Source organism: Streptomyces thermoalcalitolerans (assembly GCF_039525155.1).
Lineage (GTDB): Bacteria > Actinomycetota > Actinomycetes > Streptomycetales > Streptomycetaceae > Streptomyces > Streptomyces thermovulgaris.
In genome coordinates, this window is sequence record NZ_BAAAHG010000015.1 from 1 (window position 1) to 26,693 (window position 26,693).

Annotated in this window: 22 protein-coding genes and 2 pseudogenes; 9 read left to right on the forward strand and 15 right to left on the reverse strand. The window is 69.7% G+C overall.

The annotated features are described in order from the left end of the window. Positions 1-442: 442 nt before the first annotated feature. The gene (locus ABD224_RS11615) at positions 443-1,315 is read right to left on the reverse strand and encodes a helix-turn-helix domain-containing protein (protein WP_344049368.1); all 873 of its coding nucleotides are present in this window, start codon (positions 1,313-1,315) and stop codon (positions 443-445) included. A gap of 715 nt (positions 1,316-2,030) precedes the next feature. Next, positions 2,031-2,453, reverse strand: a complete 423-nt coding sequence (locus tag ABD224_RS11620) for a hypothetical protein (protein WP_344049369.1) — start codon at positions 2,451-2,453, stop codon at positions 2,031-2,033. 1,137 nt (positions 2,454-3,590) lie between these two features. Between ABD224_RS11620 and ABD224_RS11625 the strand changes: the two genes are divergently transcribed. After that, positions 3,591-4,520, forward strand: a complete 930-nt coding sequence (locus ABD224_RS11625) for a phosphotransferase (protein WP_344049370.1) — start codon at positions 3,591-3,593, stop codon at positions 4,518-4,520. Positions 4,521-4,559: 39 nt separating this feature from the next. On the opposite strand, the gene ABD224_RS11630 is transcribed toward ABD224_RS11625, so the two are convergent. After that, positions 4,560-5,927 carry a helix-turn-helix domain-containing protein gene (locus tag ABD224_RS11630; RefSeq protein ID WP_486388846.1) on the reverse strand — a complete coding sequence of 456 codons (1,368 nt, stop codon included), beginning with the start codon at positions 5,925-5,927 and terminating at the stop codon, positions 4,560-4,562. A 260-nt stretch (positions 5,928-6,187) separates the two neighbouring features. On the opposite strand from ABD224_RS11630, the gene ABD224_RS11635 reads away from it, so the two are divergent. From ABD224_RS11635 to ABD224_RS11645, 3 genes are read left to right on the forward strand one after another with little or no spacing between them, the layout of a single operon-like run. After that, positions 6,188-6,748, forward strand: coding sequence for a bifunctional DNA primase/polymerase (locus ABD224_RS11635; RefSeq protein ID WP_344049372.1), 561 nt, complete (start codon positions 6,188-6,190; stop codon positions 6,746-6,748). After that, positions 6,738-7,058 (forward strand): hypothetical protein, encoded by a 321-nt coding sequence (locus ABD224_RS11640; protein WP_344049373.1) that lies wholly within the window; start codon positions 6,738-6,740, stop codon positions 7,056-7,058. The genes ABD224_RS11635 and ABD224_RS11640 overlap by 11 nt, the downstream gene beginning before the upstream one ends. 4 nt (positions 7,059-7,062) lie before the next feature. Further along, positions 7,063-7,383, forward strand: coding sequence for a hypothetical protein (locus ABD224_RS11645; protein WP_344049374.1), 321 nt, complete (start codon positions 7,063-7,065; stop codon positions 7,381-7,383). Between the two features lie 343 nt (positions 7,384-7,726). Here the strand turns inward: ABD224_RS11645 and ABD224_RS11650 are convergent, their stop codons facing one another. The 4 genes and pseudogenes from ABD224_RS11650 to ABD224_RS11665 all read right to left on the reverse strand — a co-directional run. Then, complete coding sequence (locus tag ABD224_RS11650; protein WP_344049375.1) at positions 7,727-9,541, reverse strand: tetratricopeptide repeat protein; 1,815 nt, start codon at positions 9,539-9,541, stop codon at positions 7,727-7,729. Then, on the reverse strand, positions 9,538-9,957 hold the full coding sequence (locus ABD224_RS11655; RefSeq protein WP_344049376.1) for a hypothetical protein: 420 nt from the start codon (positions 9,955-9,957) through the stop codon (positions 9,538-9,540). Before ABD224_RS11655 ends, ABD224_RS11650 begins: the two co-directional genes overlap by 4 nt. A 642-nt stretch (positions 9,958-10,599) precedes the next feature. Continuing rightward, a pseudogene (locus tag ABD224_RS11660) lies at positions 10,600-10,991 on the reverse strand (transposase); the annotation flags it as partial. Positions 10,992-11,093: 102 nt separating this feature from the next. Next, a pseudogene (locus ABD224_RS11665) lies at positions 11,094-11,340 on the reverse strand (transposase); the annotation flags it as partial. A 794-nt stretch (positions 11,341-12,134) separates the two neighbouring features. Here ABD224_RS11665 and ABD224_RS11670 point away from each other — a divergent pair. After that, positions 12,135-13,625, forward strand: a complete 1,491-nt coding sequence (locus ABD224_RS11670; RefSeq protein WP_344049377.1) for a M1 family metallopeptidase — start codon at positions 12,135-12,137, stop codon at positions 13,623-13,625. 140 nt (positions 13,626-13,765) lie between these two features. Here the strand turns inward: ABD224_RS11670 and ABD224_RS11675 are convergent, their stop codons facing one another. Genes ABD224_RS11675 through tgmA form a run of 3 tightly spaced genes read right to left on the reverse strand, consistent with a single transcriptional unit; the run spans position 13,766 to position 16,075 of the window. Further along, positions 13,766-14,860, reverse strand: a complete 1,095-nt coding sequence (locus ABD224_RS11675) for a methyltransferase domain-containing protein (protein WP_344049378.1) — start codon at positions 14,858-14,860, stop codon at positions 13,766-13,768. Next, the gene (gene tgmB, locus ABD224_RS11680; protein WP_344049379.1) at positions 14,857-15,849 is read right to left on the reverse strand and encodes an ATP-grasp ribosomal peptide maturase; all 993 of its coding nucleotides are present in this window, start codon (positions 15,847-15,849) and stop codon (positions 14,857-14,859) included. Before tgmB ends, ABD224_RS11675 begins: the two co-directional genes overlap by 4 nt. Positions 15,850-15,853: 4 nt before the next feature. Beyond that, positions 15,854-16,075 carry a putative ATP-grasp-modified RiPP gene (gene tgmA / locus ABD224_RS11685; protein WP_344049380.1) on the reverse strand — a complete coding sequence of 74 codons (222 nt, stop codon included), beginning with the start codon at positions 16,073-16,075 and terminating at the stop codon, positions 15,854-15,856. A gap of 460 nt (positions 16,076-16,535) precedes the next feature. Between tgmA and ABD224_RS11690 the strand changes: the two genes are divergently transcribed. Both ABD224_RS11690 and ABD224_RS11695 read left to right on the forward strand, forming a co-directional pair. Next, the gene (locus tag ABD224_RS11690; protein ID WP_344049381.1) at positions 16,536-17,801 is read left to right on the forward strand and encodes a helix-turn-helix domain-containing protein; all 1,266 of its coding nucleotides are present in this window, start codon (positions 16,536-16,538) and stop codon (positions 17,799-17,801) included. After that, positions 17,798-18,319 (forward strand): NUDIX domain-containing protein, encoded by a 522-nt coding sequence (locus ABD224_RS11695; protein WP_344049382.1) that lies wholly within the window; start codon positions 17,798-17,800, stop codon positions 18,317-18,319. The genes ABD224_RS11690 and ABD224_RS11695 overlap by 4 nt, the downstream gene beginning before the upstream one ends. Positions 18,320-18,409: 90 nt before the next feature. On the opposite strand, the gene ABD224_RS11700 is transcribed toward ABD224_RS11695, so the two are convergent. Both ABD224_RS11700 and ABD224_RS11705 read right to left on the reverse strand, forming a co-directional pair. Continuing rightward, positions 18,410-18,892 (reverse strand): macro domain-containing protein, encoded by a 483-nt coding sequence (locus ABD224_RS11700; protein ID WP_344049383.1) that lies wholly within the window; start codon positions 18,890-18,892, stop codon positions 18,410-18,412. Positions 18,893-19,191: 299 nt separating this feature from the next. After that, complete coding sequence (locus ABD224_RS11705; protein WP_344049384.1) at positions 19,192-20,109, reverse strand: NAD(P)H-binding protein; 918 nt, start codon at positions 20,107-20,109, stop codon at positions 19,192-19,194. A 54-nt stretch (positions 20,110-20,163) separates the two neighbouring features. Between ABD224_RS11705 and ABD224_RS11710 the strand changes: the two genes are divergently transcribed. Both ABD224_RS11710 and ABD224_RS11715 read left to right on the forward strand, forming a co-directional pair. Beyond that, the gene (locus ABD224_RS11710; protein WP_344049386.1) at positions 20,164-20,760 is read left to right on the forward strand and encodes a TetR/AcrR family transcriptional regulator; all 597 of its coding nucleotides are present in this window, start codon (positions 20,164-20,166) and stop codon (positions 20,758-20,760) included. Between the two features lie 340 nt (positions 20,761-21,100). Next, positions 21,101-21,844: a MerR family transcriptional regulator gene (locus ABD224_RS11715; protein ID WP_344049387.1), complete on the forward strand. Its 744-nt coding sequence runs from the start codon at positions 21,101-21,103 to the stop codon at positions 21,842-21,844. Between the two features lie 37 nt (positions 21,845-21,881). Here ABD224_RS11715 and ABD224_RS11720 read toward each other — a convergent pair whose 3' ends face one another. Genes ABD224_RS11720 through ABD224_RS11730 form a run of 3 tightly spaced genes read right to left on the reverse strand, consistent with a single transcriptional unit; the run spans position 21,882 to position 26,514 of the window. Beyond that, positions 21,882-24,059 (reverse strand): 3-hydroxyacyl-CoA dehydrogenase NAD-binding domain-containing protein, encoded by a 2,178-nt coding sequence (locus ABD224_RS11720; protein ID WP_344049388.1) that lies wholly within the window; start codon positions 24,057-24,059, stop codon positions 21,882-21,884. A 50-nt stretch (positions 24,060-24,109) separates the two neighbouring features. Further along, complete coding sequence (locus tag ABD224_RS11725) at positions 24,110-25,324, reverse strand: acetyl-CoA C-acetyltransferase (RefSeq protein ID WP_344049389.1); 1,215 nt, start codon at positions 25,322-25,324, stop codon at positions 24,110-24,112. After that, positions 25,321-26,514, reverse strand: coding sequence for a CaiB/BaiF CoA transferase family protein (locus ABD224_RS11730; protein ID WP_344049390.1), 1,194 nt, complete (start codon positions 26,512-26,514; stop codon positions 25,321-25,323). The genes ABD224_RS11725 and ABD224_RS11730 overlap by 4 nt, the downstream gene beginning before the upstream one ends. Positions 26,515-26,693: the final 179 nt, after the last annotated feature.

Consider the following 26,693-nt stretch of genomic DNA (forward strand, 5'->3'; position numbering starts at 1 on the left):
AGCGCCAGGGCCGCGGCGGCTCGCGCCAGGCCCCCGCGCCCGTGAACAGCGCGATGGCCGACGCCCTGCGCCGCGCGGGCCTGCTGGGTCCGAAGAACTAGGTGTGCCGTCCCGGGACGTTGGTGACACACGGGCCGGGTGCCTGAACGGGTGAGGGCCTTCTGGGGTCGGTGTGGACTGCGACATCCACGCCCGACCGCAGGAGGCCCTCGTGTCCCACCGCAACGCCCCGCTGCCCCCGACCGGCAGGCCGCGTCCGGCCCGGTGTGTCGTGGACGCCGGCCTCGTGCATCTGGCCTCGTGCATCCGATCGCCCTCGCGGTGACACTGGCCCTGGCCGTCCAACTGCTGCCCGGGAAAGGCCCGGAGCATGTGGCGTAACCGTATGCCCGCACGAACCGGCGGACAGGACAGGCCGGCGCCAGTCAGCGGAGCGCTCCCGTCAGGAAGCCGTCCAGTGCCCGACGAGCTCACCGGGCGCCGACTCGTCCTTGTTCACGGCCTGGTAGTAGGAATGCAGAACCGTCGCCGTGCGTGTGTCGGCGGGATAGAACGTCTCAATGGTCAGTTCGGCCAAGGTGATGTCGACGGGTGCCGCGAACATGGTCAGGGCGCTGAAGAAACTGAGCTCGCTTCCCAGCGCCTTGATGCGCAGGGGAATCGCGATCTGCCGGCCGTCCGCGTGCTCCGGATCGACGCTCTGTTCCGGGTCGGCCATGCCCTGGGGATACCGGTAGGCGCTGACCTCGTCGTAAAGGGACAGCAGGCACTCGTCGTTGGTGAACGCGGCGTCCCGGCGCAGCCTGCCGAGCAGATGCATGCGCCATTCGGCGAAGTTGAGGATTCTGGGGGCCAGCCCCTCCGGGTGCAGGGCCAGCCGCATGACGTTGACCGGCGGCCTCAGCAACTCCGCGGAAACGCCGTCCAGGAGCGCCATGGCGGACCTGTTGGCCCGTCGCAGGTTCGAGGCCGAGTCGAGGACCACAGCGGGGTACGGGTCGTGCCCCGCCAACAGGCGGTTGATGGCCTCGTTGGCCCGGTCCATCTGCGCCTCGCTGATGGGCGTCTCCTCGTAGGCGGGCGCGTAACCCGCGGCCATCAGTAAGGAGTTGCGCTGACGCATGGGCACGTCGAGCTGCTCGGCGAGCCGGAGCACGAGTTCCCGGCTGGGCACCGCGCGCCCTGTCTCGACGAAGCTGAGATGGCGGCTGGATATGTTCGCCTGAAGTGCGAGCGCAAGTTGGCTCAGGTTGCGCCTCTTGCGCCACTCCCGGAGCATCGGCCCGATGCCCTGGGATCTGATTTGCCTCCGCATTTGCTCATACTAGGCCGTCCGGTGATCCGCATCCGGAAACCGAACGGGAAGACGCCCGCGACATGGCTGAAACGCTGCGCTTCGCGTATCCGGATCTCACCATTCCAGGATGGATGGAAATGCCTTCGGGGTTTTGACGGGCCCAGTCCGTTCGAAGAGGCGACGCTGCGATACAGCGCCCTTCGACCAGGTCGGTTCCGTATCAGGAAGGCATCAGCCCGCGCTGCCGGAATCGAGCTCGAGCACGTCGCACGCCCCTGGCTGCGCCGCCTGTGTCCGCGGCCTCTCTCCGCCTTCCAAGGACGCTGAATCCCGGAAGGAAGACCCGAACCGTGGAATCCCCTACCCGGGTCTCCGAGTAAGCGGGTTGTGAAGCATCGCATGCATCCCGGCCAAGTTTTCCGGACTACTCCTCGTACATTGCCGACCGTGAGATGGCATCTGCAATGCACATCCATACGGTCAAGACATCCGCCATACTGGACAACGCCTTCAGGCTCCTGACATTTGAACGCAAACTGGAACGCGGCTCGGCGGACCCCGCCGACGCCGAGGACTTCGCCATGGGACGCCGCGCCCTGGCCGAGCGGCAGGCGGCCGTCCGGCCCACCCGGGCACACGCAGAAGAGGAACCGGACCACCGCCCGGCACGACGGTGGTCCGGTTCCTCGCGGGGGATGACGTGCTGTGCCTCTGACCGCCGGGGCACAGCACGTCAAATACGACGCAGACCCACGTACTGGACGGCCCCCATGGCGCCCACGACCAGACCCTGCAGCACGATCCACGCCGTGCCGACAGCCGTGCCGCTCAGTGCGTCGGTGACGGCCGTCAGGATGCTGGCCACGGCCCACAGGGCGTTCAGGGTGATCACGACGCCGACGGCGCCACGGCTGATGGGCTCCCGCCTGAGGACGGACAGGAGCCACAGCGCGTACACCGTGAGGAACGCGCCGATGGGGTACTGCACCGAACGCTCCACTCCCAGGACCGAGTCCAGGACGGTGGCCAGTGCGAGATAGCCGAGGCCGTTGACGCCGGTGAGAACCACGTCGACCGCCAGGGCCAGGCGCAGCAATCCGTCAGGGCGGGCGCTGTTCCTCACCGGTGCGGTGTCCGCGGTCCGGGGTGATGTCATGGTGCCTTCCTTTCGTTGTACGCATGCCGTTGTCCAGGGCGTGCGCTGAGCGGATGCGAAGAGACGGGAGCGGCCCGCCAGTACGTGCCCCGGGAGTCGGGGACGGCCCGGTCGTGACGTCCGCGGGCAGGAATGACTCCAGGGCGATTCGGTCGAGTGAGCCACGGTCGAGGCGGGGCGAGGGACTGCCGGGCCGTCCGCCGAAGGACGTGACCACACGGAGGAAGTCCAGGCGGTGCCCGTTCCACCACAGTCCGACCGACGGGCACTGGGGTGGCGCCGCACCGGCCGGGATGGGAGCCTCACCGGCCATCATCGAACAGCCGCGCAGATCGGCCTCCAGCCATCGCGGCCGTCGATCCGAGGTGAGGGCACGCCCCTGCCGCAGCGACCACAGTATGTGGCCCCTCACCAGTCCGGGATCGGTGAGAGAGGGGACCGGCCCTTCTGGGTGGAAAACGATGCGGAGGAAATCGGCGGGCGGCGCCGGCAGCGGAGGACCACCGGGGTACCACCGCAGCCGGGCAGTGCCGGACGGATCGACGCCCTCGAAATCCCCGTCATTGATGCGTCGGCACCCTTTCAACCGAATAACCCCCGCTCGCGAGAAGCGCTGTTTCACCTCGCGACCGTAACGATGAGCCTGAGGGCCCTCAATTACCTGCCAGGTAATGGGGAACTGAAGGAGACCGCGATTCGGCAGTGGGTTTCGGTCACCATCGGTGCAGCCGTTCGCCCGTAAGGTCCCCCTGTCTCGTCTGCCAGGACAAGGCCCGGTTCTTCCGCGGTGACGTCCCGGCGGACGAAGTCCGGGTCGGCCGGCCTGGTCGGCGACTGGTGACGCTTGCCCTCCGGCCGGCCGACCAGAGCTCGGCCATCAGCTTCGCGACAGTGTTCACCGACCCTGCCGGCCCCGGCGTTTCCGCTGGTGACAGGGTCTTTGGGCACCTGATGTGCGGTGCCCCGGCAGGATTCGAACCTGCGCACACGGCTCCGGAGACCAGATGAACGCACAGGGTGTCGGGCACGCTGACCTGCGAGGAAGCGGGGTAGGGGTGTCGCTCCTCTCAAGATCATTACGCCCCTATTACGTGGATGCCCTGTCCAGGGGTGTGGCTGCGCCGTATCGTCGGAGGCATGATCTCGGGCAGCGGCGGGGAACCGGTCGGCGGCGGTACGGAGTTCACGGCGGAGGGCGTGGCAGCTGTCCTGCGCAAGGCGTGTGAGACAGCCGGACTGGATGCCGACGGGGCGGAGCTGCTGCGGCTCGGCTCCAATGCTGTGTACCGGCTGGCGTCCTTACCGATCATTGTCCGCATCGCTCGTGACCCCAGTGTGCTGCCGGAGATGGAGCGCGCCGTAGGCGTGGCCCGTTGGCTGCAGATGGTCGACTTTCCGGCCACTCGGGTGCCGGCCGGGATTGCTCAGCCCGTCGTCGTGCGCGGCCTGGTGGTGACCTTCTGGGAGAGCGTTCAGGAGCGCGAGGAGTACGCGACGGTCGGTGAGCTGGCTGACTTGCTCCGCCGGCTGCACTGGCTGGAGGAACCCACGTCACTGGGCCTTCCGTACTTCAATCCCATGGCCAAGCTCTCGGCCTCACTGGACGGTCTGAATGCCGTCTCCGAGGAGGACCGGTCCTTTCTGGAGGAACGGGCGGCCAAGCTCGCCAAGGAGTACGACCGACTGGACTTCGTGCTTCCCTTCGGGATGATCCACGGAGATGCCAGTATCGGAAACATCCTCCGCCACCGGGACGGTCATGCTGTCCTTATCGACCTCGACGGATTCGCTCTCGCTCCGCGTGAGTGGGACCTGATCCAGACAGCGCTCTTCTACGACCGGTACGGCTGGCACACCCAAGCGGGGTACGCCGAGTTCGTCCACCGATACGGGTTCGACCTCATGAACTGGCCCGGATACGAGACGCTGGCCGACCTGCGAGAGCTGATGATGGTGGCGTGGCTCGGCCACCAGGTCGGCGTGAGCGAGCGCTCCGCCGCCGAGTTCGCCCGGCGGGTCCGCTCCCTGCGGACAGGCGAGGGACGTGAGGAGTGGAGTCCCTTCTAAGAGGGGCGGTCGTCCTCTGCTGAGGTCAGTAGCTCTTGGTCAGCCCCACTGCTCCGCAGCGATCCACAACCTGTGTTCGCGGGCCTGCTCTGCAAACTCACGCGCTGCGCTGCTTTTGCCGACCGTGCTGAGGTTTCGGCGGAACTCCGCGAGGTAGCTGATGCATCGCGCCGACTTGAGCTGTTCTCCGAGATCCAGCGCGTCGAGTGCTACGCGGCATGCTTCCTCGACGTCCCCGGCCCGCAAGTGGGCGTCGGCCAGGACCATGGTGGCGAAGAAGTCGCTTCGCACGTGGCTGCCGCTCATGGCGTTCTCGGCGTGGGCGACGGCTCGACGGGCGCTGTTGACGTCACGGAAACAGTGGGCGGCCTCGGCGGCAAGCTCGACTTCGTCGAAGTAGCTGATCCACTCCGGCTCGTCCTCGTTGTTCCGGCTTTCGAGAGCCTTGGTCGCCACGCTCAGAGCAGCCTCGCAGGCAACGACGTCGCCGGTACGCGCAAGGGCACGGGCCTCCATCGCGTGGAACTGTGCACGCAATGTCGGCGTGGCTACCGGAGAGATGCCCATGAGAGCGGCACGGGCGAGAGTAACTGCCTGGGGGTACCGCCCCAGAAAAGTCGCCTGATGGCTCATCGCTGACAGGATGCTGCCCGCGAGTCGGCGGTCGTTGGCGTCCTGGGCGAGCCGGAGGGCCTGGAGGAAGTACCGCTGGGCGAGTCCGTGGTGACAGGCGTCGTAGGACATCCAGCCGGCAAGGAGGGTCGCTTCTGCCACGGCAGAGAACAAGGCTCGGCCCACCTGCTCGGTGTACCGGCCCCGCAGGAGCGGAGCCACATCGTTGTTGAGGTACTGGATCACCGAGTGACGCGCATGATCCCCGCCGAACTGATCGTCAAGCTGAGCGAACATGTCCGTCGTGGTCTTCACGGCTGCCACGTCGCCGAGACCGACCCGGACGCCCTCGGTACGCGGCCGCGGGATGCCCGGCTCGGGCGCAACCAACCACCGAAGGGATGCCTCGTTCCATGCGGGCTCGGACGGCTCCGCCGTGAGCAACGGGTCGTACCGGTTCAGATCAGCACGCCACAGCTGGCCAACTGTCCGGATGGCATCGTCCGGGCTGGCGGGACAGGCAGCATCGAGCCGAGCGACGTCCTTGGGCTCCCCGCGCCTCAATCCAAGCTCGACCGCGCTGGTGCCGAAAGCGTCACACAGAAGCGGGCCGTAGAAATCGTCCGGGGTGCTGTGACCGTTTTCCCAACTGGCAATACGTCGCTTCACGCTGGCATCCGACGGGAGCTGGTGGCCGCGCTGGGCGGCGAACCGGCGAAGCTCCCTCACCAGTCGTGGCTGACTCCAGCCCCGGCTCATGCGAGCCTCACGTAAGCGGACACTGGTCGGCTTCAAGGCGGCTCTTCACTCCCTGCACGATGCCGGTGCGACAGCTCGAGGGATTCTGTCACTGAATGTACGCGCTGGTCAGCGCTCCGTGTAGGAAATAACCGGAGATCGCCTGCAAGAAATGGGGAGGGCGGGGGATGACGTGCCATGCGTGGACGCGTCATCCCCTGTCACCCCTCGTCATCTGCCCTGGCCAGGGGCCGGACCGTGAGTCTGGACATACGGCGGCATCGGGGCCGCCGCAGTCCGACTGAAGGTGAGACGACGTGCAGAGGATGACCAGGCGGGGCATGGAATGGCTGTCTCAGGCGGCGGACGATCCGGCACAGTGCCTACAGGTTTGGGCGGACGACCCGCGGATGCCCTGCCTGCTGGCGACGGGCCGCCTCTTCGACGTAGTGAGCGTGGAACAGCGCCTCGGCCTGGAGATGTTCGACCGGCTCCTGCGCAGTGGCTTGCCGTTCGGGCCTTCCCTCATCGACCGCAAGGCGCAGCGCGTCGGATTCTTCCTCGGCTCGCAGAGCCGCGAGACCTTCACGCACTACCTTGAACGCGAAACATCCTCCCCGCCGCCGTACCGCTACCTCGGTGAAGGCTCCGCCGTCGTAGTGCCTGGCCCCATTCCGCTGTCCGGCGACCGCTACCAGTGGCTCCGCGCGCCGATGCGACGGCCGGCGGCCAACTCGCTGAGGCCGGTCGCCCTCGCGACCGCGCTGGTGGCCTCCGCGGAGCTTCTGGCGAGGATCGACCGCTTCGACGAGCAGTACCCGACGCCGTACGCGGCGGTCGTTGCGCTCCCCGAGGAAACGACCACCGATGCGGGATGAGCTGACCAGTGGGCGCGATGCTGCCACGTGGTCGCCTCTCGACAGCGACGGATGGTACGCGGCCCGGAACGCGACCACCGCACTGCGGGACGCCCTTGTATGCGCAGGCTTGGAAAAGGACTTTCCGTACCTGCGCGCGGACTTGAACGCCTTCGGACATGGCCTCGTCGAACTGGGCCGGGTGGCCCCCGACACGGCCGAACGCCTCGCAGAACTTCTCCGCCTGGCGCTGGCAAGTGGCTTCGGCCCGGACCGTGGCGACCTCGGGCACGCACCGACCACCGCCAATGAACCCAAGGGAAGGACCTGACAGCATGACCGACCGGCGAGGAGTGGTGGCCAAACGCGCAGAGGACTTGTTGCCCGGTGCGCCCTACGTCCGCGGCTGGAACCGAGCACGACGAAGCGCTGGCATTTTGGCCGACCAGCTGGTGCTACTCGGGCTGGACTCCGACTTTCCCGGCCTGGCGGCCGACGTGAACGTCTTTGGTGACGGCTTGGTGCAGCTCGGGACCGTACGCCCCGAAGCAGCTGAACTGCTGGCCAAGCTGATCAAGGCAGGACTGGAAGCAGAGCTACGGGGCACGGTGGTTGGATCGCCCATGACCACCAGGCATGAAGCGCCTGCGGCCTGAATCGCTTCTCGGGCACCGGCTGGGTGCGATTCGAGCACAAGGGGTTCTTCGCTGCCCTGGCGCACGCTGGTGAGTTCCCCGGCCTGCCGATCGGCTGGGACCGGCGCCCCAGCGCCGCAGCCCGGACGAAGCGGCAGGCCGGTGGACAACATCAGCTTGGGAAGCTCGGGTTATCTATGGGCGGTTGCTGGGCTGACCTGTGATGGAGCAGCTACGGGGACTTATCGACCGGCGACCTGGTCCCCGCCGTTCCCCGTGGTTCCCCGCACGATCTGGCACGGTTTTGGCACGACCTCTTCGTCCCGAACTCTCGGCTGGGCGGCCATTAAAGAGGCTGGGCTGGTCAATCGGTCGTAGACGACTGCTGAGGGTCAACTGCGGGCGATGAGGTTGCGGTACTTCTCTGCTGTACGGCTTGGGCGGCTCGGTGGGCACGAGCAAGGTTGTTGCGGCTGGTCAGGGTCTGGGGGTGGGTGTCGCCGAGGACCTGCTCGCGCTGGGCGAGGGTGGTCTCGTACAGCGGGATGGCCCGCTCCAGGTCCCCCACCGCCTGGTAGGCGTAGGCGAGGTTGTTGCGGCTGGTCAGGGTGTCGGGGTGGGTGTCGCCCAGCACCTGCTCGCACTGGGCGAGGGTGGCCTCGTACAGCGGGATGGCCCGCTCCAGGTCCCCCACCGACTCGTAGGCGCCGGCGAGGTTGTTGCGGCTGGTCAGGGTGTCGGGGTGGGTGTCGCCCAGGACCTGCTCGCACTGGGCGAGGGCGGCCTCGTACAGGGGGATGGTGTGGGCATCGCGTCCCTGGCGGTCCAGGTAGTCTGCGGCGGCGTGGTAGACGTCGGCGGTGGCGGTCGATGCCGGACAGTGGGGCGGTGTGGATTCGGCGACGGCGATCACATGGGGCAGAAGCCGTTCCCACTGAGAGGTGTCGGTGTCCTCGTCGGGTGTGGCGTGCTGGATGAGGTGTTCGGCCTCCTGCCGACCCGGTGGGTAGCCGTCGGAGCTGGCGGGCTGGTAACGCAGGACGGTCTGCACCAGGCGGTGGACGCTGACGCTCTGCCGGTCGGCGCTGAACGAGATCATGTTGTAGGCGTGCAGCGCGCCCAGGGCCTCGCCGAGAGCGAGCGGGTCGGGGCAGAGCGGAGCGAGCAGGCTGCGGGGGATGTCGTCGGGCGCGAGCCAGGCCATGGCGTTCAGCAGGGTGACGGCCCGCGGGTTGCGGCGTTCGACGGCGGCCAGGGTGTGGCGCCAGATCCGGGCGATGGTGCGCTCAGGGTCGATCCCGCCCGCGGCGGTGTCCATGACCTGCCCGAGCATCTGCCGGTAGTCGGCCAGCGAGGTGCCGGTTTCGTACAGGTAGGCACCCGCCTGCTCCAGCGCCAGCGGCAGATGACCAAGATCGGCAGCCAGAGCCGCGGCATCGCTGCGCTGCTTCGATGTAGGGGTGTGTTCTGGGCCGAAGGCAAGGGTGCACAGCAGATCCACGGCCGCCTCAGGATCGAGCAGGCCGAGAGCCATGGTGGGGGCGATTTTGTGCCAGCCGGTGGCGATGCGGCTGGTGGCCAGATGGTGTCCGTCCGGCAGCGTGCCCAGATAGTGGCGCAGGTCGGCAGGATCTTCGACGTTGTCGAAGATGAGCAGCCAGCCGGGATGCCACTGCAGCCACAGGATCGCCCACGCCGCCCGCTCCTGCACACCCACCGTGGCCGCCCACTGCGGGCACAGCCGCATGGCGAGGCCGGCCAGGCCGGTGACGATCTGCTCGCTGCTGGAGGCGTTGATCCACCACACCAGCATGTACGTATGCCGATAGGCGTGGGCGTAGTGCAGGGCGAGCGTGCTCTTGCCGATCCCACCCAGCCCGTGGACCGCCCGCACCCCGGAGACCTGGGTGACCGCGGCCTCCCCCTGATCCGTCAACAGCCGACGCAGCTTGGCCAGCTCGTCCTGGCGTCCGACGAACTGCCCGGATGCGGACCCAGGCAGGTTCACAGCCCCCGGCGGCGCCTCCACCTCCCGGGCCCAGCGCACCGCCTCGGTCGGCAGCATCACCACCCGGGCGCCATCCCCAGTGATCGCCACACCGACATTGCCGCCCACCGCCATGGATCGGACACCTGTCGCCTGCGGTCCCATGTCCCTGGGCATGCTGCTGTTGGTCATGGCTGGATCGTCGTGTGGTCTCCGGTGATGGCCGTGGTGATGGTCTTGGCGGCAATCGACCGCTCACCCGAGGCCGTCACATGCACCGTCTCACCAGAAGCGGGCAGCAGCCGGGCCAGCTCGGCCCGCAACTCGGCATCCTCACGCAAGGCGCGCTTGATCTGCTGGCGCACCGCGGCCGCCGCATCCTCATCCTCCGGCGCTTCGGCCGCGTCCTGGACCGCGGCCTCCAGCTCCGCCCGCCCCCGCTCGTCCCGGCGGCGCCACACCGCCTGCAGGATTCGCCGCCCCAGATTCGCTGTGGCATCCACGGCTGCGTTCTCCGCCCGGGAGAACACCGCCACCCCGTACGCACTCACTGCAGTCGAGAGATACGGTGCCGCCTGCTGCACCAACTGAACGATCTCAGCGCTCACATGATCCCCCATCAGTCGCGGCTCAGGATGACCAGCCTAGGGACACAATCCCTGCTCATACAGCCCAAACACCCAAACCACCCCGAGCAGTTCCACTGCCAGCCGGAAAACTCTCAGCACCTTCTTGATGCCGTAGTCCGGGCCTTGGCCAAGGTGCTCAGAAGAGCGGCGTGCAAGCCTTGGCCGGGCGGCCCGATCGCCCTACGCCGCCACCGTGCTGGGCCACTGAGGGGCGTTGCCGTCATTGCTGCTGGCGGTGCTGCCATGTGACCACCGCTTTAGGAGTTCGATCAAGGGACTGGGCTGCCGTTGTCCGGGCCTGCCTCGGTGATGAGCGCCGTCCGTGCGGCACCAGGAGGATCTGTCTGCGTCCGCCACTGTTGATGTCACTAGTGGATGTCAGCGGTCACCGGGCGGTGGGCTGGCACACGGCTCCGGAGGCCGCTCCAGCTATGAGCAGCGGTGATGGTCGGAGCCCTCCTCGCGGTGGGAGCACTGTTGGTAGTCCACGGATAGTCCATGCGCCGACCACCGATCAGTTGTGGCGTTCCTTCTCCGCAACCGCGGGTTGGGGACTGGAGTGACGGCTCAGCAGGGTCACTGTCCAGTGCTGCTGTGGGTTCTCCGGACTTGGACGCCGTTTCAGTTGGCGAGTCGGCGACAGCTGATGAGGGCTGCGGCGCTGTCGACGAAAGCGAGGAAGTGTTCGGCCTTGCGTTCGTAGCGGCGGTGGAGCCTCCGGCATCCGGCGAGCCAGGACACCGTTCTCCCGACAACCCACCGGTGTTGGCCGAGCCGCGTGGAGGACTCGGTGCCCTTGCGGGCGATGCGGTGCTGGATGCCGCGCTTGCGCAGTCATTTCCGCAGGTGGCCGCATCGTAGTTCTTGTCGGCGTGGAGCTTGGCCGGGCACCGGTGGCGCAGGCCGCATTGGGAGCGGACGGGGCGGATACCGCGCACGAGCGGCTCGAGTGCCTGGCTGTCGTGCAGGTCGGCACCGGAGATGCCCAGCGACAGCGACACACCATTTCGGTCGGTGGCGCCTACAACTCGTCCGGCACCAACCGCTCGACCAGATCCGTCATGCACGGCTCAATGAACGATCACACCAACAGAAAAGGCCTCTCAGGGCTCGCCCGCGGCATCGTCGACCACCCATGCCTCGGGCGTGATCGCCTCGGCCGGCCGCTGGGCGATCCGCCGCCGCACCGGCAGCCAATCCCACGGCGACTGGTTCACGAACTGCTGCAGAGCCTGCATGCTGCTCGTCCGGCAGCCGTTCGGCCATCGGCTGGACCGACACGCGCCGGCCGTCCAGCATCAGACCTCGCAGACAACATGCGCCCCACCGCCGCTGATCCCGCCGCGGCAGTGAGGCGAACACATCGGCAACGAACTCCGCCGACCCGACGGCCCCGGGCTCGCCGCACTGTCGTCCGGCGAGTCCGGGGCCGTGTCGTGAGATGTGTCCGACGGTCCGTCAGCGCGGCGGCTGCTGGCTGGACGGCAGCTGTCCGGGCGCCTGCGGTCCGGATGGCCGTGGTCCAGGTGCCTGCGGTCCGGGCGGCAGCGGTCCAGACGGCTGCTGGCCGGACGGCAGCTGTCCAGGCGACTGCGGTCCGGACGGCCGTGGTCCAGGTGCCTGCTGTCCGGGCGGCAGCGTCGCGCCGGACGGCCGTGGGGCCGCGTCCGGGGGTGGCGGACCGGGGTCGAAGGCGGCCTGTGGCTGCCCTGTGCGCATCACATCCTCCAGACGCCTGCGTATGTCCGCCGCCGCGTCACGTACGCGTGCGGGTACGTCACCGCGCTCGGCGATGAGTTGGTGGTAGATGGGGGCGTCTTGGAACATGGATGACCTTCCCTTCCGGTCCGCGGTTTCGCTCCGTCGGACAACGGTGCCCGAGTGTAAGGCCCGTATCGGTTCCTCTTGCGGGGGGTATGCCTGACGCCCTGTCACCTTTTCGGCTGTGCCCCCGGGTGGCGGGTCACGCACACTGCGTCCGGTATGCGACGGTCGTAGCGGTTGGTGATGAGAACTTCTGGGCCTGCAGCGCGTCCGGCCGGGTGCGTGACGGCCGTATGGCGATCGCATGAACAAGATGGTCATGGACATGCTCAAGGGGGTGAAAGCTCAATAAGGTCCGAACAGACCACGTGCCCCTACGACTTGGAGCTGACGTGCACCGCAGGATCATCGCGCCGGGCGCACTGGCGGCGGCCACCCTGCTGCTGGCGATCCCGGCATCGGCCGCGACCCACTCCCCCGGCACACCGGGGATCGGTGACCCCTACTACCCCGACTACGGCAACGGCGGCTACGACGTCTCTCATTACGACCTCAGGCTGACCTACCAGCCCGAGACGGACGAGCTGTCGGGTACGGCGACGATCTCGGCACGGGCCACGCAGGATCTCTCCCGTTTCAACCTGGACTTCCTGCTGGATGTCAGCGAGGTGCGGGTCAACGGCGCGAAGGCGGAGTTCACCACCGCCCGTCAGCACGAGCTGGTGGTCACCCCGAGAACCCCGCTGGCCAAGGACACGCCGATGACGGTGGTCGTCCGCTACAGCGGGGTGCCGTCGGCGAAGAGCGCCTACGGTTTCACCGCCTGGCAGCGCACCCCGGACGGCGGGGTCGCGGCGGACGAACCCGAGGCGGCCTGGTGGTGGTTCCCGAGCAACGACCACCCGCTCGACAAGGCCACCTACGACGTGTCGGTGGCGGTGCCGGACGGCACGCAGGCGATCTCCAACGGCACCTTGCAGTCGACCAGCTCCAAGCTGGGCTGGACCCGCTGGAACTGGCGCGAGAACAAGCCGCAGGCGACCTATCTGGCCACGCTCGCGCTCGGCAGGTTCGACATCACCACCGGTACGTCGGAGAGCGGCGTCCCGGTCATCAACGCCTACAGCAAGGACCTCGGCGACAACGACGGGGCGGCACGGGCGAGCGTGGAGCGCACCGGTGAGATCCTCGACTGGCTGACCGGCTACTTCGGGCCGTATCCGTTCAGCACGGCCGGGGGCTACGTCCCGAACACGAAGGCCGGGTACGCGCTGGAGACGCAGTCCCGGGTGTACTACAGCCCGAGGCAGTTCGCGAACGGCTCCAACACCTCCGTCGTCGTGCACGAGCTGGCCCACCAGTGGTACGGCGACAGCGTGTCCGTCAAGGGCTGGAAGGACATCTGGCTCAACGAGGGCTTCGCGCGCTACGCCCAGTGGCTGTGGTCCGAGCACGAGGGCGAGGGCACGGCACAGCAGCTGGCGGACTACGTGTACGCCTCGCACCCCGCCGACGACCCCTTCTGGACGGTGAAGCCGGGTGACCCGGGCCCGGACAAGCAGTTCCACGTCGCGGTCTACGACCGGGGTGCGCTCGCCGTCCAGGCGCTGCGCAACGAGATCGGCGACAAGGCGTTCTTCACCCTGCTGAAGGGCTGGCCCCGGCAGCACGCCTACGGCAACGCGTCCGTGGCCGACTTCCAGAAGTACGCCGAGCAGGTCTCAGGCAAGCCGCTGGCCGCGCTCTTCGACACCTGGCTGTTCCAGCCGTCGAAGCCGCCGGCTCCCGCGGCACGGGCGGCGTCCCTGGCGAAGGCCCCGGCTCCCGCGCAGCCGAAGTCGTGGAAGAAGATCCAGGCCACGAACGACGTGCACACCGGGTGACCGGCAGCCGGGCGGCCGGGGCGGTCGCCCCGCCCCGGCCGCCCGGCCTCACCCGTCGTGGTCGTACACGGTCACCGCGATCCCCCGCTCCACCCACAGCGCCCGCTCCCGGACTGTGAGCGAGCGCCGTGCCGTACGGGTCAGGTGAAGTCCGGCACGAGGTGGCCGGGCTCATCCAGCCACAGCCGTTGTCCCTCGCGGTCGAGGACGATGCCGAACCGCTCGCGCTCCGGGCGGCCGTTCTCCTCCCACCAGCCGTGTGCGGCCTCCACGGCGTCCCACAGACGACGGGGCCCAAACTGGCGGACGGTGCCGTCGTCCACCCGTGCCCAGGATCCGTCAGGAGTCCACAGGCGGCAGCCGGTGACGCGCCGGTCGTCGTCCAGATCGGTGGACGTGGCGACACCGGGCAGCACGAGGGAGACCAGGAAGGGGAAGGCATTGGTCCACGAGACCGCGGACGGGTCCAGGCCGGTCGGGCGTCGGCCGGCGGTTTCCGGGTCGCCCGGGTACGGCGCGGTCCCGGTCTCGCCGGCGGAGCGGACGCCCATGAAACAGGAGGGGGTGGGCAGGAAGCTGCCCGATGCGATGCCGTCGCCGACGTCCAGGCGCACCGTGCCGGATCCCAGGGGCGTGACGATCACCCCGCCGGGCCGGACCTGTTCCACCCACGTATACGGCAGGCGGTGGAAGCCACAGGTGGCGATGAGCCTGTCGTAGGGGGCACCATCGGGGTGTCCGGCACGGCCGTCTCCGGCGAGGACGAGCGGGGTGTAGCCGCAGGCCCTCAGCCGCTCCTCGGCGGTCCGTGCGAGATCGGGGTCCACCTCGATCGTGGTGAGGCGGCCCGCGGGACCAAGGCGTTCGGCGAGAAGGGCGGCGTTGTAGCCGGTGCCGGTGGCGACCTCCAGGACACTCGCACCGGCGGTGACGTCCAGGGCGTGAAGCATGGTCAGCATGAGACCGGGGGCTGTTGAGGACGAGGTGGCGACACCGTCGGTCATCTGTGTGACCAGGACATCATCCGTGTAGACGGTCCTGAGCCAGTCGGGATCGGCCGCGGTGACCGGCTCACCCGGGCCGGTGAAGAATGCGGGAACGAACAGGTGCCGGGGTACCGCCTCGAACACCTTCCGCCATGCCGGGTCGGTGAGGTCTCCTTTCTCGGCGAGGGCATCGGCGAGGGCGACGCGAAGGCGTCGCGCTTCCGCGGTGTCGTCCACGGTCGCAGTCATGTACGGGTTCCTTCTGTGAGGTGTTCGGCGACGGCGGCGGCGATCGGGAGGCCGGTCTCCTTCTGGATCCACGACCACTCCCCGGACGGGTTGCACTCGAACAGCACCCAGTCACCGGAAGGAGTGACGGCGAAGTCGAACGCCCCGAAGTTCAACCGGAAGTGGCCGAGCCAGCCCAGCACACCCCTGCGGACGGTGTCCGGAACTTCACACACCTTGTACGTGAGTGCGTCGTAGTCGCTGCGCCAATCGACACGGGCGGCGTCACTGCCCGCGTGGATCTCGGCAGCGAACATGCGGCGGCCGACGACGGTCAGCCGTACCTCATGCTGCTTGGGGATCCACTCCTGGAACAGGTGCGCGGTCAGGGCGACGCTGCTGTCGATGTCGCCCGGGTCGATCAGATGAGTGGGTACGCCGGTGCGGCGACCGTCGGCATGACGCAGAGGACCGCCCATGAGGGGCTTGCAGATCACCGGGCCGCCGACGGATGCACAGAACGCCCGTGCGGCGTCCGGCTGGTTCGTGATCAGGGATCGGGGAGTGCGCAGGCCGAGGGCGGCGGCGACGGGGAGTTGGCCGGGCTTGTGGGATGCGGGGCCGTCGTCCTCGGGCCGGTGCAGCCACCAGACGGGGAGGGCGTAGAGGATGCCGAAAAGACCGGCCAGCGCCTGGTCGTTGGCCCATGTGCGATGCGGTTCGGGGATGGTGTCGGCGACGGAGGGAAGGCGGGGCCGCCTGTAGTAGACGGCCCTCACCTCCTCCAGCCGTACCGACCGGTGTTCGTCCCTGAGGGTTCCGGACCAGGGGCCGCCGTGGTGATCGGCGGTGAGCGTGACCCGCTGGGGGAAGTCACCCGGGTTGAACCGCATGACTGGCGCCCCGCGCCGCGTCAGCTCGTCCACGACGAGATCTGCGGTGGGGTCCATCTCCTCGGTGACGACAAGTACGGATCCGGCGGGAAGACGAGCTGGAAGACGAGTCACCACGTCGTCACCGGATCATGTAGGGGTCGGACGTGTCGTCGTTCTTGCTGTCCCAGTTGGTGTTGGTGCACGACGCCCGCAGCGCGGAGTGCGCGAGAAGCGAGCCGTCGGTCATGACATTCACCTGCCGCTGTGGGTCGTACCGGAAGGTGGAGCCGTCCACATCGATGGTGTAGGGCTCACGCTCGGCACGGGCTCCGAACGGAATCGCCGGGGTTTCCGTGGTCACATGTACCTCCGTCGCTGTTGGTGGGCTGTGGACCTGGACCCTGCCGGGGCTGGTCCGGTGAAGCCCGGCCCCGGCAGGGGGCCTTGTGGAGCCGTCCGCCCGGGAGGAGTGGGCGGACGGCCCTCGGAGACCGGCGGATGACCAGCGCCGGCCCCGGGCCCTGCGCGCTCCTGTCGTGACGCGCAGGGCCGTTTCCGCTCCTCTCGGGAATGAGTCGCGGGAGTGGTGCCGTCCGGGACCGGTGACCGGGCGGGGGTAGTGGCCCCGCCCGCATACCTCGAGGAAACACCTGCGGACAGGGCGTCTCCGAGGGCGTTCACCGGTTCACTCCCCGATGGCCGGTAGTCAGTCAACACCCGGGAAGGCGGGCGGGGGGACTCCAGCAGGTGACTCCAACACGGAGTCTTCTCCGGGGTGTTGGCCGTAGCATCGACCCATTGGCTACTCGGGGGAGTTGCAGATGGGCGGTCTGTCACCGGACCCGCGTGAGGTCGTCTCTGGTCTCCTCGGCGATGAACGGCTGCTGCGGGCGTGCGCCGAGCGGGACATGGGCGCACTGTTCCGGATGCTCAATGCGCGCGGCGTGAGTACGCGGCGGATCGCTGCTGCCGTCAACATCACGCAGGGACGCGTGTACGACTACATGAACGGCAAGAGCAGGGTGGAGAAGCTGGCCCTGTTCGAGCAGATCGCCGACGCTTTCCATGTCCCCGGGCATCTGCTGGGGCTGGCACGCCGACCGTGGGAACCCGTACCGACGACCGTGGAGCATCAGCGGGTGGGCCATCCGCCGCCGGACAGTGACGACCTGGTGGCGATGGATCATTTCCGCACTGCTGACCGGCAGACCGGCGGGAGCCGCTTGTATGGGGCTGTGGTACGGCATTTGTCGGAACAGGTGGCACCCCGGCTGGTCGGCCTCGGAAGTGGGCCACAGGTGTTCACCGCCGCAGCCGCGCTCACCGAGATGGCCGGCTGGATGGCCCACGACTCCGGCCACAACGACTGCGCCGCGCGGCACTTCGCCCGCGCGCTGACTCTGGCCCGGGCCTCTGGTGACATGTCGTTGGCCGCACACGTCGCCGCGAGCAACAGCCATCTCGCCCGCGAGACAGGGGACGCCGCCACAGCAGTGGGCTGGGCACGAACCGGGCTGGAGCTGGCAGCACAGGGGCCTCGGATTCCGGCGCTGACGGCGCGGCTGCACACGATGCAGGCGCGAGCCCTGGCGGTGGCAGCTCAGCGGACACCGGCCGTTCGTGCGCTGGAAGCCGCGCGCGGTGATCTGGAGGCGTCGGCCGACGCCGATCATCCGTGGCTGAGCCCGTTCGATGCCGCCGCAATGGCCAGTGAGGCGGCGCTGATCCTGCGCGACCTGGGGCAGTACGACCAGGCGCTCACGCACGCGGAACAGGCTGTGACGCTGCGGGAGGCAGGGCGGGCACGGTCACTGGCCCTGAGCCGGATCACCCTGGTGGACATCCACGTGCGCCGCGGGGACCTGGACGCTGCGGTGCACGTCGGGCACGACCTGCTGAGCACGAGCCCGACTCTGGGGTCGGTCCGGGTGTTGCAACAGCTCGACGATCTGCGCCTGTTGTTGGAGCCGCACCGGGGGTACCCACCGGTCCGGGAATACCTGACACGGTTCGACGATGCACACCGCGCCAGAATGCTCCTGCTGGCCGATGTGATCCCACCGCACCGGGAAGGCACCACCAGATGAGCCGCACGGTACCCGACCCCACCGACACCGCCGCCTGGAACGCCTATCTGGCGGAGGGCAATGCCAAGCAGGCCCGCAAGCGGGTTGCGGCCGATGTGCTGCTGCGGGACCCGTCCGGGCGCGTGCTCATCGTCAATCCCACCTACAAGCCCGGGTGGGACCTGCCCGGCGGGATGGCGGAGGCCAACGAACCGCCGGAGGACACCGTACGGCGGGAGCTGCTCGAGGAACTTGGCGTTCATGTCACCCTGCTGCGCCTGCTGGTGGTGGACTGGGTCGCCCCGCACGGGCCCTGGGACGACCAGATCGCGTTCATCTTCGACGGCGGCGTCCTGGACCAGGCCCAGGCCGACCGACTGCAGCCACGCGACGACGAGCTGTCCGAGGCCGCGTTCGTGACGGATGCCGACGCCGGCGCGCTGCTGCGGGGCCGGGTCCGCCGCCGGTTCGAGTACGCGCTGAACGCCCAGGCCACAGGACGACCGCTGTACCTCCGGGATGGCACACCGGTCATATGACCGGCTCTCGGCCGGAGTGCACGGCCGGCGTTCGAGCGGCAGCCGGACGGCCAGGGGCGGGGCGGCCGCCCCGCCCCTGGCCGTCCGGCCTCACTCGTCGTGGTCGTACACGGTCACCGCGATCCCCCGCTCCACCAGCCGCCGTCGTATCAGCGGCTCGATCCGCTCCCAGCTGCCCCCGGCCAGGCCGCAGCCGATGCGGGGCATGTGCACGGACGCGCCGAGATCGGCCGCCCGGTCGGCGAGCCGGCCCAGGGCCGTGCCGATCGCCTCGTACCGCACGGGGGCCTTCTTGGTGGTGGTCCGCCGTATGCCGTGCTGGCCGACCATGTTGGCCACCCACAGGGACGGCTCGACCCGGACGAGCCGGACGGCGCCCAGGCCGAAGTCGTTCTCCGCGCGGTCGCGGTACCAGGCGCGGTAGTCGGCCTCCGGTTCGGGCCAGCGCCGGGAGAGGGCCGACACAAAGCCCTTCCCCCAGCCGCCGGCGTCGTTGCAGACATGGGCGATCACCTTGGTGCCCTCGCCCGACGGCGCGGTGGCGTCACCCCGGACGTACGTGATCGTCGACATGGCGCCACCGTAGGGGCCACCTCTGACAACAAGCCCTGAGCTGCTGCTTTGTGCGCCCGGGGGGCGCACCGCCGTTGTCCCTCGCGATCGAGGGTGATGCCGAACCCGCTCGCGCTCCGGGCGGCCGTTCTCCTCCCCATCACGGAGGGGCCGGACGTGTCGTCGTTCCGACCGGGCAACTGGAACTCGCCGTCGCTCACATCCGGTTCCTCGCCCGTCGAGCAGCCCGGCTCGAGCAGCCCGGTTCGAACAGGCCGCGGAGGCCGGGACGACGGCGGTCCGGGGCTGCCGGCGCGTACTCAGGTCGCGGTCGACGAGGTTGGCGGCCCCTCCGGACCCTCCGTGAATGCGGTGGCGTGATCGGTGGCCCACTGGCGAAACGTCCGCGGTGCCGTCCCGAGGATGTCGGCCACCGCGGTGGTGACGTACGCGGGCTGTCCGACCGCCGCGTTCCATGCGGCGAGCAGCATGTCGATGACCGAGTCGGGTGCCGTGCCCTCGGACAGGCTCCGGAACTCGTCCGGCGTCATCTCCTCGAACGTGATCCGGCGCCCCAGGACGTCACCGATGATGTGCACCTGCGCGGCCTGGGTCAGCGGCTCGGGGCCTGTGAGGACGTAGTCGCCTTCGGTGTATCCGTCCTTGTAGAGCGTGCGCGCTGCGACGGCTGCGACGTCGCGGTCGTCGACCGGCGCCGTCTCGGCAGCGCCGTAAGGCCACCGGACGACCTCGCCGGCCCGGATCGCGGGCCCCCACCAGGCCAGCGAGTTCGACGCGAGCATCCCCGGCCGGATGATCGTCGACTCGACTCCGGTGGCCGCGATGAGCCGCTCGATGCCGGCGTGCATCGCCGCCATGGGATTGGGCTGCTGGAAGAAGGGGTGCGGCGTCCGGTGCGGGGAGGAGAGGAAGACGATCCGCCGTACATGGGCTGCCATCCGCTCGACGACTGCCGCGGCGGTCTGCGGCGGGGCGGTCCAGACGAGGAAGACCGCACCGGCGCCGTTCAGCGCCGGGGCGAGCGATTCGGGCACGGTGAGGTCGCCGGTGAAGACCTCGGCATCGGCCGGCAGCGTCGCCGCAGCCTCGGAGCGGCGGGTGAGGGCACGGACCGGCACGCCCGCGTCGAGGAGTCGGTCGATGACCAGGCGGCCGATCCGGCCGGTGGCCCCGGTGACGAGCACGGGAGGAATGTCTGTCTGATGCACGCCGCCCATGAAAACGTTACTCGGTTAAAAAAGCAACTCGGTCACGAATGTTATTCTGGTCAGGTGAGCGAGCCGACGGGGCTACGGGCCCGCAAGAAGGCGCGGACGCGCCACGCCATCGCCGACGCGGCCATCTCGCTGTTCCTGGAGCGCGGCTTCGACCGCGTCTCGGTCAACGACATCGCCGCGGCGGCCGAGGTCTCCAAGCCGACCCTCTTCCGGTACTTCCCCACCAAGGAAGACCTGGTGCTGCACCGGTTCGCGGACCATCTGGGCGAGGCGGCGCGCGTAGTGCGTGACCGCGAGCCCGGCGTCGAGCCGGTGACCGCGCTGCACCGGCACTTCCGGGCCGGCCTCGAGCGGCGCGACCCCGTCACCGGCCTCAACGACCACCCCGAGGTGGTGGCGTTCCACCGGCTGGTGTTCAGCACGCCGAGCCTCGCGGGACGGCTCACGCAGTACATGCTCGAGGACGAGGAAGCGCTGGCGGGCGCCCTCGGCGAAGGCATCCAGGCACGCGTGCGGGCCGCCCAGGTACTCGCGGTCCAGCGGGTACTCGCCCGGGCCAACTGGCAGAAGATCGCCGACGGCCGAACCGCCCACGACGTCCACCCCGAGGCCGTGGCCGACGCCGACCAGGCATTCCGTCAACTGCGGTGACGCGACACTGCCGGCCGGACCCCCGGGCCGGTGCACGCATTGCCGCGGGCCCGGTCGGGCCGCTTCTGCGCGTGCCGGCGGCCACTGCCTCGTCGGACTCATCGGACACCGATCACCGGCATGCTCCCCCGATCCTGGGGGCACGGAAGGTGACGGGAGCGCGGCCGGACAACTCTCCGTCAGGTGACCGCCGGTGGGGAGAATCCGAACCGGTCACTGACACGGCGGTCAACGGTCGGTCCACAACGCCGTCCACCACCTGGTTGCACGTTCGTGCTGGTCACAGCCTCTCCGGCCCGGTTTCTATACGTGTCGCAGTGGAACAGTGATACTGCTGCGCATGACGACCGACGCCGACGAGCCGCCCCTCACGATCGACGAACTGGCCGCGCGGGCCGGTGTCACGGTGCGCACGGTCCGCTTCTACAGCAGCAGGGGCCTGCTGCCGCCCCCGGTGATCGGTCCGCGCCGGGTGGGTCACTACGGGCCGGAGCACCTGGCGCGTCTGGCGCTGATCGAGGAGATGCAGCTGCAGGGCATGACGCTGGCCGCGATCGAGCGTCATCTGCGGCAGCTGCCGCCGGACCTCAGCCCGCACGACCTGGCCGTCCAGCGGGCGGTGGTCGCCTCCTGGGCCCCCGAGACGGTGGAGACGCTCACCCGGCCCGAGCTGGAGCGACGGGCCGGGCGGGCGCTGAGCGACGAGGACGTGGAGCGGCTGGCGGCGATGAACGTGGTCACGGCCGACGGGGACGCCTTCCGCGTCGACTCCGGGCTGCTGCGGCTCGGCGTGCGGCTGCTCGACGTGCCGCTGTCCCAGAAGACGATCCTCGCCGCGCGCACGGTGCTGATCGAGCACGCGCGCGCGGCGGCCCACGAGCTGTCGGAGCTGCTGCGCGACGCGGTCGCCGAACGGGACACGGAGGACGTGAAGTCCCTGTCCGCCCATATGCACCCTCTGGTGGTGCAGGCGCTGCTCACCACCTTCCAGCGCTCGCTCAGGCAGGAGCTGCGCGAGTGGATCGGCGCCGGCCGGCCGGAGGAGTCCCGGGGAGCGGGCCCCCGGGACACGCCCTCCGGCTGAGGGCCGGGCCGTACCCGTCCGGGGGCCGGGCCGTGCCTCAGCGCGCGTCGGTGAACGTCTCCCCCTTCTTTGCCTTCTCCAGCAGCAGGGCCGGCGGGGTGAACCGCTCGCCGTAGCGCTCGGCGAGTTCACGCGCGCGTGCCACGAAGCCCGGCAGGCCGCCCTCGTAGCCGTTGATGTACTGCAGCACACCGCCGGTCCAGCCCGGGAAGCCGATTCCGAGAATGGAGCCGATGTTGGCGTCGGCGACGGAGGTCAGCACGCCCTCCTCCAGGAGCCTGACCGCATCCAGCGCCTCGGAGAAGAGCATGCGCTCCTGCATGTCCCGGAACGGGATCTGGTGCCCCGGCCTGGTGAAGTGCTCCCGCAGCCCCGGCCACAGCCTGGTCCGCCTGCCGTCCTCGTCGTACTCGTAGAAGCCCGCGCCGCCGCTGCGTCCCGTGCGGCCGAACTCGTCCACCATGCGGTCGATGACCGCCTCGGCGGGGTGCGGGGACCAGGTGCCGCCCGCCTCCTCGACGGCCCGCTTCGCCTCGTCCCGGATCCTGCGGGGCAGGGTGAGCGTCAGTTCGTCCATCAGGGACAGCACCTTGGCCGGGTAGCCGGCCTGGGCCGCCGCCTGTTCGACGGAGGCCGGCTCGATGCCCTCGCCGACCATCGCCACGCCCTCGTTGAGGAAGTGGCCGATCACCCGGGAGGTGAAGAACCCGCGCGAGTCGTTGACGACGATCGGGGTCTTGTTGATCTGCCGGACCAGGTCGAAGGCGCGGGCCAGTGCCTCGTCGCCGGTGCGCCGGCCCTTGATGATCTCGACCAGCGGCATCTTGTCGACGGGTGAGAAGAAGTGCAGCCCGAGGAAGTCGGCCTGGCGCTCCACGCCCTCGGCGAGCGTGGTGATGGGCAGGGTGGAGGTGTTGGAGCACAGCAGCGCGTCGGGGGCGACGACCTGCTCGATCTCCTGGAACACCTTGTGCTTGAGGGTCAGGTCCTCGAAGACGGCCTCGATCACCGCGTCGCAGCCGGCGAGGTCGGCGACCTCGGCGGTGGGGGTGATGCGGGCCAGCAGTGCGTCCGCCTTCTCCTGGCTGGTACGGCCCTTGGCGACGGCCCGGGCGCACAGCTTCTCGGAGTAGCCCTTGCCCTTGACGGCGTTCTCCAGGGACACGTCCTTCAGGACGACCTCCAGCCCCGCGCGGGCGCACGCGTAGGCGATGCCCGCGCCCATCATGCCGGCGCCGAGGACCGCCACCTTGCGGACCTGGCGGGGCTCGACGCCCTGGGGGCGACTGGCGCCGGAGTTGACGGCCTGGAGGTCGAAGAAGAACGCCTGGATCATGTTCTTCGCGGTCTGCCCGGTGGCCAGCTCCACGAAGTAGCGGGTCTCGATGACCTGGGCGGTCTCGAAGTCGACCTGGGCGCCCTCGACGGCCGCGGCGAGGATGTTGCGCGGGGCCGGGTACGGGGCGCCGTTCGTCTGCTTGCGCAGATTGGCCGGGAAGGCGGGCAGGTTGGCGGCGAACTTGGGGTCGGCCGGGGTGCCGCCCGGGATGCGGTGACCAGGCCTGTCCCAGGGCTGCTGCGACTCGGGGTGGGCGTCGATGAACGCGCGGGCCTTGGCCAGCAGTTCGTCCCGGCTGGTGGCCACCTCGTGGACCAGGCCGTGCTCCTGGGCGCGGCGCGCGGTGTACTGCTGCCCCTGCAGCAGCACCTTCAGCAGGGCGTCGGCGATGCCCAGCAGCCGTACGGTGCGGACGATGCCGCCCCCTCCGGGGAGCAGGCCGAGGGTCACCTCCGGGCAGCCGATCCTCGTGCCGGGGGCGTCGAGGGCGATGCGGTGGTGGCAGGCCAGGGCGAGTTCGTACCCGCCGCCCAGGGCCGCGCCGTTGATGGCGGCGACGACCGGCTTGCCCAGGGTCTCCAGGCGGCGCATGTTCCGCTTGAGGGCGAGGCTGCCGTCGAAGAGCTCCTGGGCGGTCTCGGGGGTGGCCCGGATCAGGTCGCGCAGGTCGCCGCCGGCGAAGAAGGTCTTCTTGGCGGAGGTGAGGATGACGCCGCGAATGCCGTCCTTCTCGGCCTCCAGCCGGTCCACGACGGCGGCGAAGGAGTCACGGAACGCCTGGTTCATGGTGTTCGCGGACTGGCCGGGGTCGTCCAGGACGAGGGTGACGACGCCGGTGTCGTCCTGTTCCCAGCGGATGGTGGTGCTCTCGGTCATGTCAGAGGCCTCCGGTGAAGTCTGAGATCAAAAGGCGCCGCTGGGACGGGTCAGACGCGCTCGACGACGGTGGCGATGCCCATGCCGCCGCCCACGCACAGCGTGACGAGGCCGTAGCGCTTGTCCTGGCGCTCCAGTTCGTCGACGAGCGTGCCGAGGAGCATCGCGCCGGTGGCGCCGAGCGGGTGGCCGAGTGCGATGGCGCCGCCGTTGACGTTGACCTTGTCCAGGGACAGGCCCATGTCCTTCACGAAGCGCAGCACGACCGCGGCGAAGGCCTCGTTGATCTCGACGAGGTCGATGTCGTCGACGGTCAGGCCGGCCTTGGCGAGCGCCTTGCGGGTGGCGGGGGCGGGGCCGGTGAGCATGATGGTGGGCTCGGAGCCGGAGACGGCGGCGGAGACGATCCGGGCGCGCGGGGTGAGGCCGTGGCGCTCGCCGGCCTCCTGGGAGCCGATGACGACGAGCGAGGCGCCGTCCACGATGCCGGAGGAGTTGCCCGCGTGATGGACGTGGTCGATCTTCTCCAGCCAGTGGTACTTCTGCAGGGCCACGGCGTCGAAGCCGCCGAGCTCGCCGATGTCCGCGAAGGACGGCTTGAGGGCGGCGAGGGAGTCGGCGGTGGTGCCGGGGCGCATGTGCTCGTCGCGGTCGAGGACGACCAGTCCGTTGCGGTCCTTCACCGGCACGACGGAGCGGTCGAAGCGGCCCTCCTTCCAGGCGGTGGCCGCGCGCTCCTGGGACAGGGCCGCGTACTCGTCGACGTCCCGCCGGGAGAAGCCCTCGAGGGTGGCGATCAGGTCGGCGCTGATGCCCTGGGGCACGAAGTCGACGGCGAGGTTGGTCATCGGGTCGTTGAACCAGGCGCCGCCGTCGGAGGCCATCGGGACCCGGGACATCGACTCCACGCCGCCCGCGAGGACCAGGTCCTCCCAGCCGGAACGCACCTTGGCGGCGGCCAGGTTGACGGCCTCCAGGCCCGAGGCGCAGAAGCGGTTCTCCTGCACACCGGCCACCGTCTCGGGCAGTCCGGCGGCGATCGCGGCGATGCGGGCGATGTCGGAGCCCTGGTCGCCGATCGGGCTGACGACGCCGAGCACGATGTCGTCGATCGCGGCCGGGTCCAGGCCGGGGAAGCGGCCGCGGATCTCGTGGATGAGGCCGACCACCAGGTCGACGGGCTTCGTGCCGTGCAGGGCGCCGGTGGCCTTGCCGCGCCCGCGCGGGGTGCGGATCGCGTCGTACACATACGCTTCGGTGCTCACTGGCCAGCCTTTCGGTGAGGGGTTTCGTCCTGAGGACGGTGGGGGTCGTCGTCCTGAGCGCCCTCGAGGAGGGCGGGCAGGTCCCAGTCGCGGGCCACACAGGCCGTGTCGGCGCCGGGCCGGGCGGGGCCGCCGCGGACGGCGGTGGGGGTGGCGGAGAAACGGGGGGCGGGGGCCGGCTGGGTGAGGCCGGCGTGGTCGGTGAAGGTGCCGCGGGCGGCCAGGTGCGGGTGGTGCGGGGCCTCGCGCAGCGACAGCACGGGGGCCACGCACGCGTCGGAGCCCTCGAAGACGGCCGTCCACTCGGCCTGGGTGCGGGACTTGAAGCGGGCGGCGACCGCCTCCCGGAGTTCACCCCAACGGGCGGGGTCCGTTCGGGTGCCGGCGTGCTCCTCCAGGCCGAGCAGGGTCAGGAACTCGTCGTAGAACTGCGGTTCGAGGGCACCGACCGCCATGTACCGGCCGTCGGCGGTCTCGTAGGTGCCGTAGTACGGGCAGCCGCCGTCCAGGAGATTGGAGCCGCGGCGGTCCTGCCAGGCGCCGGCGGCGAGCATGCCGTGGATCATCGCGGACAGATGGGCCGCGCCGTCGACGATGGCCGCGTCCACGACCTGGCCGGTGCCGGTCGCGCGTGCGTGGTGCAGGGCGGCGAGGACGCCGACGACGAGGTAGAGGGAGCCGCCCGCGTAGTCGCCGAGGAGGTTGGCGGGGACGGCCGGGGGCCCGTCGGGGTCGCCGATCATGCCGAGGGTGCCGGTGACGGCGATGTAGGTGATGTCGTGTCCCGCGCGCGGGGCGAGCGGGCCGTCCTGGCCCCAGCCGGTCATCCGGCCGTAGACGAGGCGGGGGTTGCGGGCGTGGCACGCCTCGGGGCCGACGCCGAGGCGCTCGGCGACGCCGGGCCGGTAGCCCTCGATGAGGATGTCGGCGCGCTCGGCGAGATCGAGGACGCGGGCGGGGCCGTCCGGGGACTTCAGGTCGACGACCACGGAGCGCTTGTTGCGGTTGGTGAGGTCGCGGGCGGGGTCGATGCCGAGGGCGGCGCCGCCGGGGCGGTCCACCCGGACGACGTCGGCGCCCAGGTCGGCCAGCAGCATGGCGGCGAACGGGCCGGGGCCGATGCCGGCCAGCTCGACCACGCGCACGCCGGTGAGGGGTCCGTGCCGCCCCGCCGCCCGAGCCGTTGTCATCCAGCCCCCTCGCTGTGACACAACCGATGTAACACCAATGATGCTAAGAACGCGCTCCAGCAGGGACAAGCCCTGAGCGAGCAAGCGCTTGGCCATGTTCTGCCCGGTGGCCGCGCCGGCACCTCTCGCCGTCGGACCCCGCACTCCTCACGCTAGCCTCGGCCAGCGACAGCGGCGCG

Excerpts from the sequence above, each read along its gene's own strand:
- ABD224_RS11625 (WP_344049370.1), top strand. The coding sequence starts at position 3,591 with ATGATCTCGGGCAGCGGCGGGGAACCGGTCGGCGGCGGTACGGAGTTC.
- ABD224_RS11690 (WP_344049381.1), top strand. The coding sequence starts at position 16,536 with ATGGGCGGTCTGTCACCGGACCCGCGTGAGGTCGTCTCTGGTCTCCTC.
- ABD224_RS11615 (WP_344049368.1), bottom strand. The coding sequence starts at position 1,315 with ATGCGGAGGCAAATCAGATCCCAGGGCATCGGGCCGATGCTCCGGGAG.
- ABD224_RS11675 (WP_344049378.1), bottom strand. The coding sequence starts at position 14,860 with ATGACTGCGACCGTGGACGACACCGCGGAAGCGCGACGCCTTCGCGTC.
- ABD224_RS11650 (WP_344049375.1), bottom strand. The coding sequence starts at position 9,541 with ATGACCAACAGCAGCATGCCCAGGGACATGGGACCGCAGGCGACAGGT.
- ABD224_RS11700 (WP_344049383.1), bottom strand. The coding sequence starts at position 18,892 with ATGTCGACGATCACGTACGTCCGGGGTGACGCCACCGCGCCGTCGGGC.
- ABD224_RS11715 (WP_344049387.1), top strand. The coding sequence starts at position 21,101 with ATGACGACCGACGCCGACGAGCCGCCCCTCACGATCGACGAACTGGCC.
- ABD224_RS11730 (WP_344049390.1), bottom strand. The coding sequence starts at position 26,514 with ATGACAACGGCTCGGGCGGCGGGGCGGCACGGACCCCTCACCGGCGTG.
- ABD224_RS11720 (WP_344049388.1), bottom strand. The coding sequence starts at position 24,059 with ATGACCGAGAGCACCACCATCCGCTGGGAACAGGACGACACCGGCGTC.
- ABD224_RS11640 (WP_344049373.1), top strand. The coding sequence starts at position 6,738 with ATGCGGGATGAGCTGACCAGTGGGCGCGATGCTGCCACGTGGTCGCCT.
- ABD224_RS11695 (WP_344049382.1), top strand. The coding sequence starts at position 17,798 with ATGAGCCGCACGGTACCCGACCCCACCGACACCGCCGCCTGGAACGCC.
- ABD224_RS11645 (WP_344049374.1), top strand. The coding sequence starts at position 7,063 with ATGACCGACCGGCGAGGAGTGGTGGCCAAACGCGCAGAGGACTTGTTG.
- ABD224_RS11620 (WP_344049369.1), bottom strand. The coding sequence starts at position 2,453 with ATGACATCACCCCGGACCGCGGACACCGCACCGGTGAGGAACAGCGCC.
- ABD224_RS11705 (WP_344049384.1), bottom strand. The coding sequence starts at position 20,109 with ATGGGCGGCGTGCATCAGACAGACATTCCTCCCGTGCTCGTCACCGGG.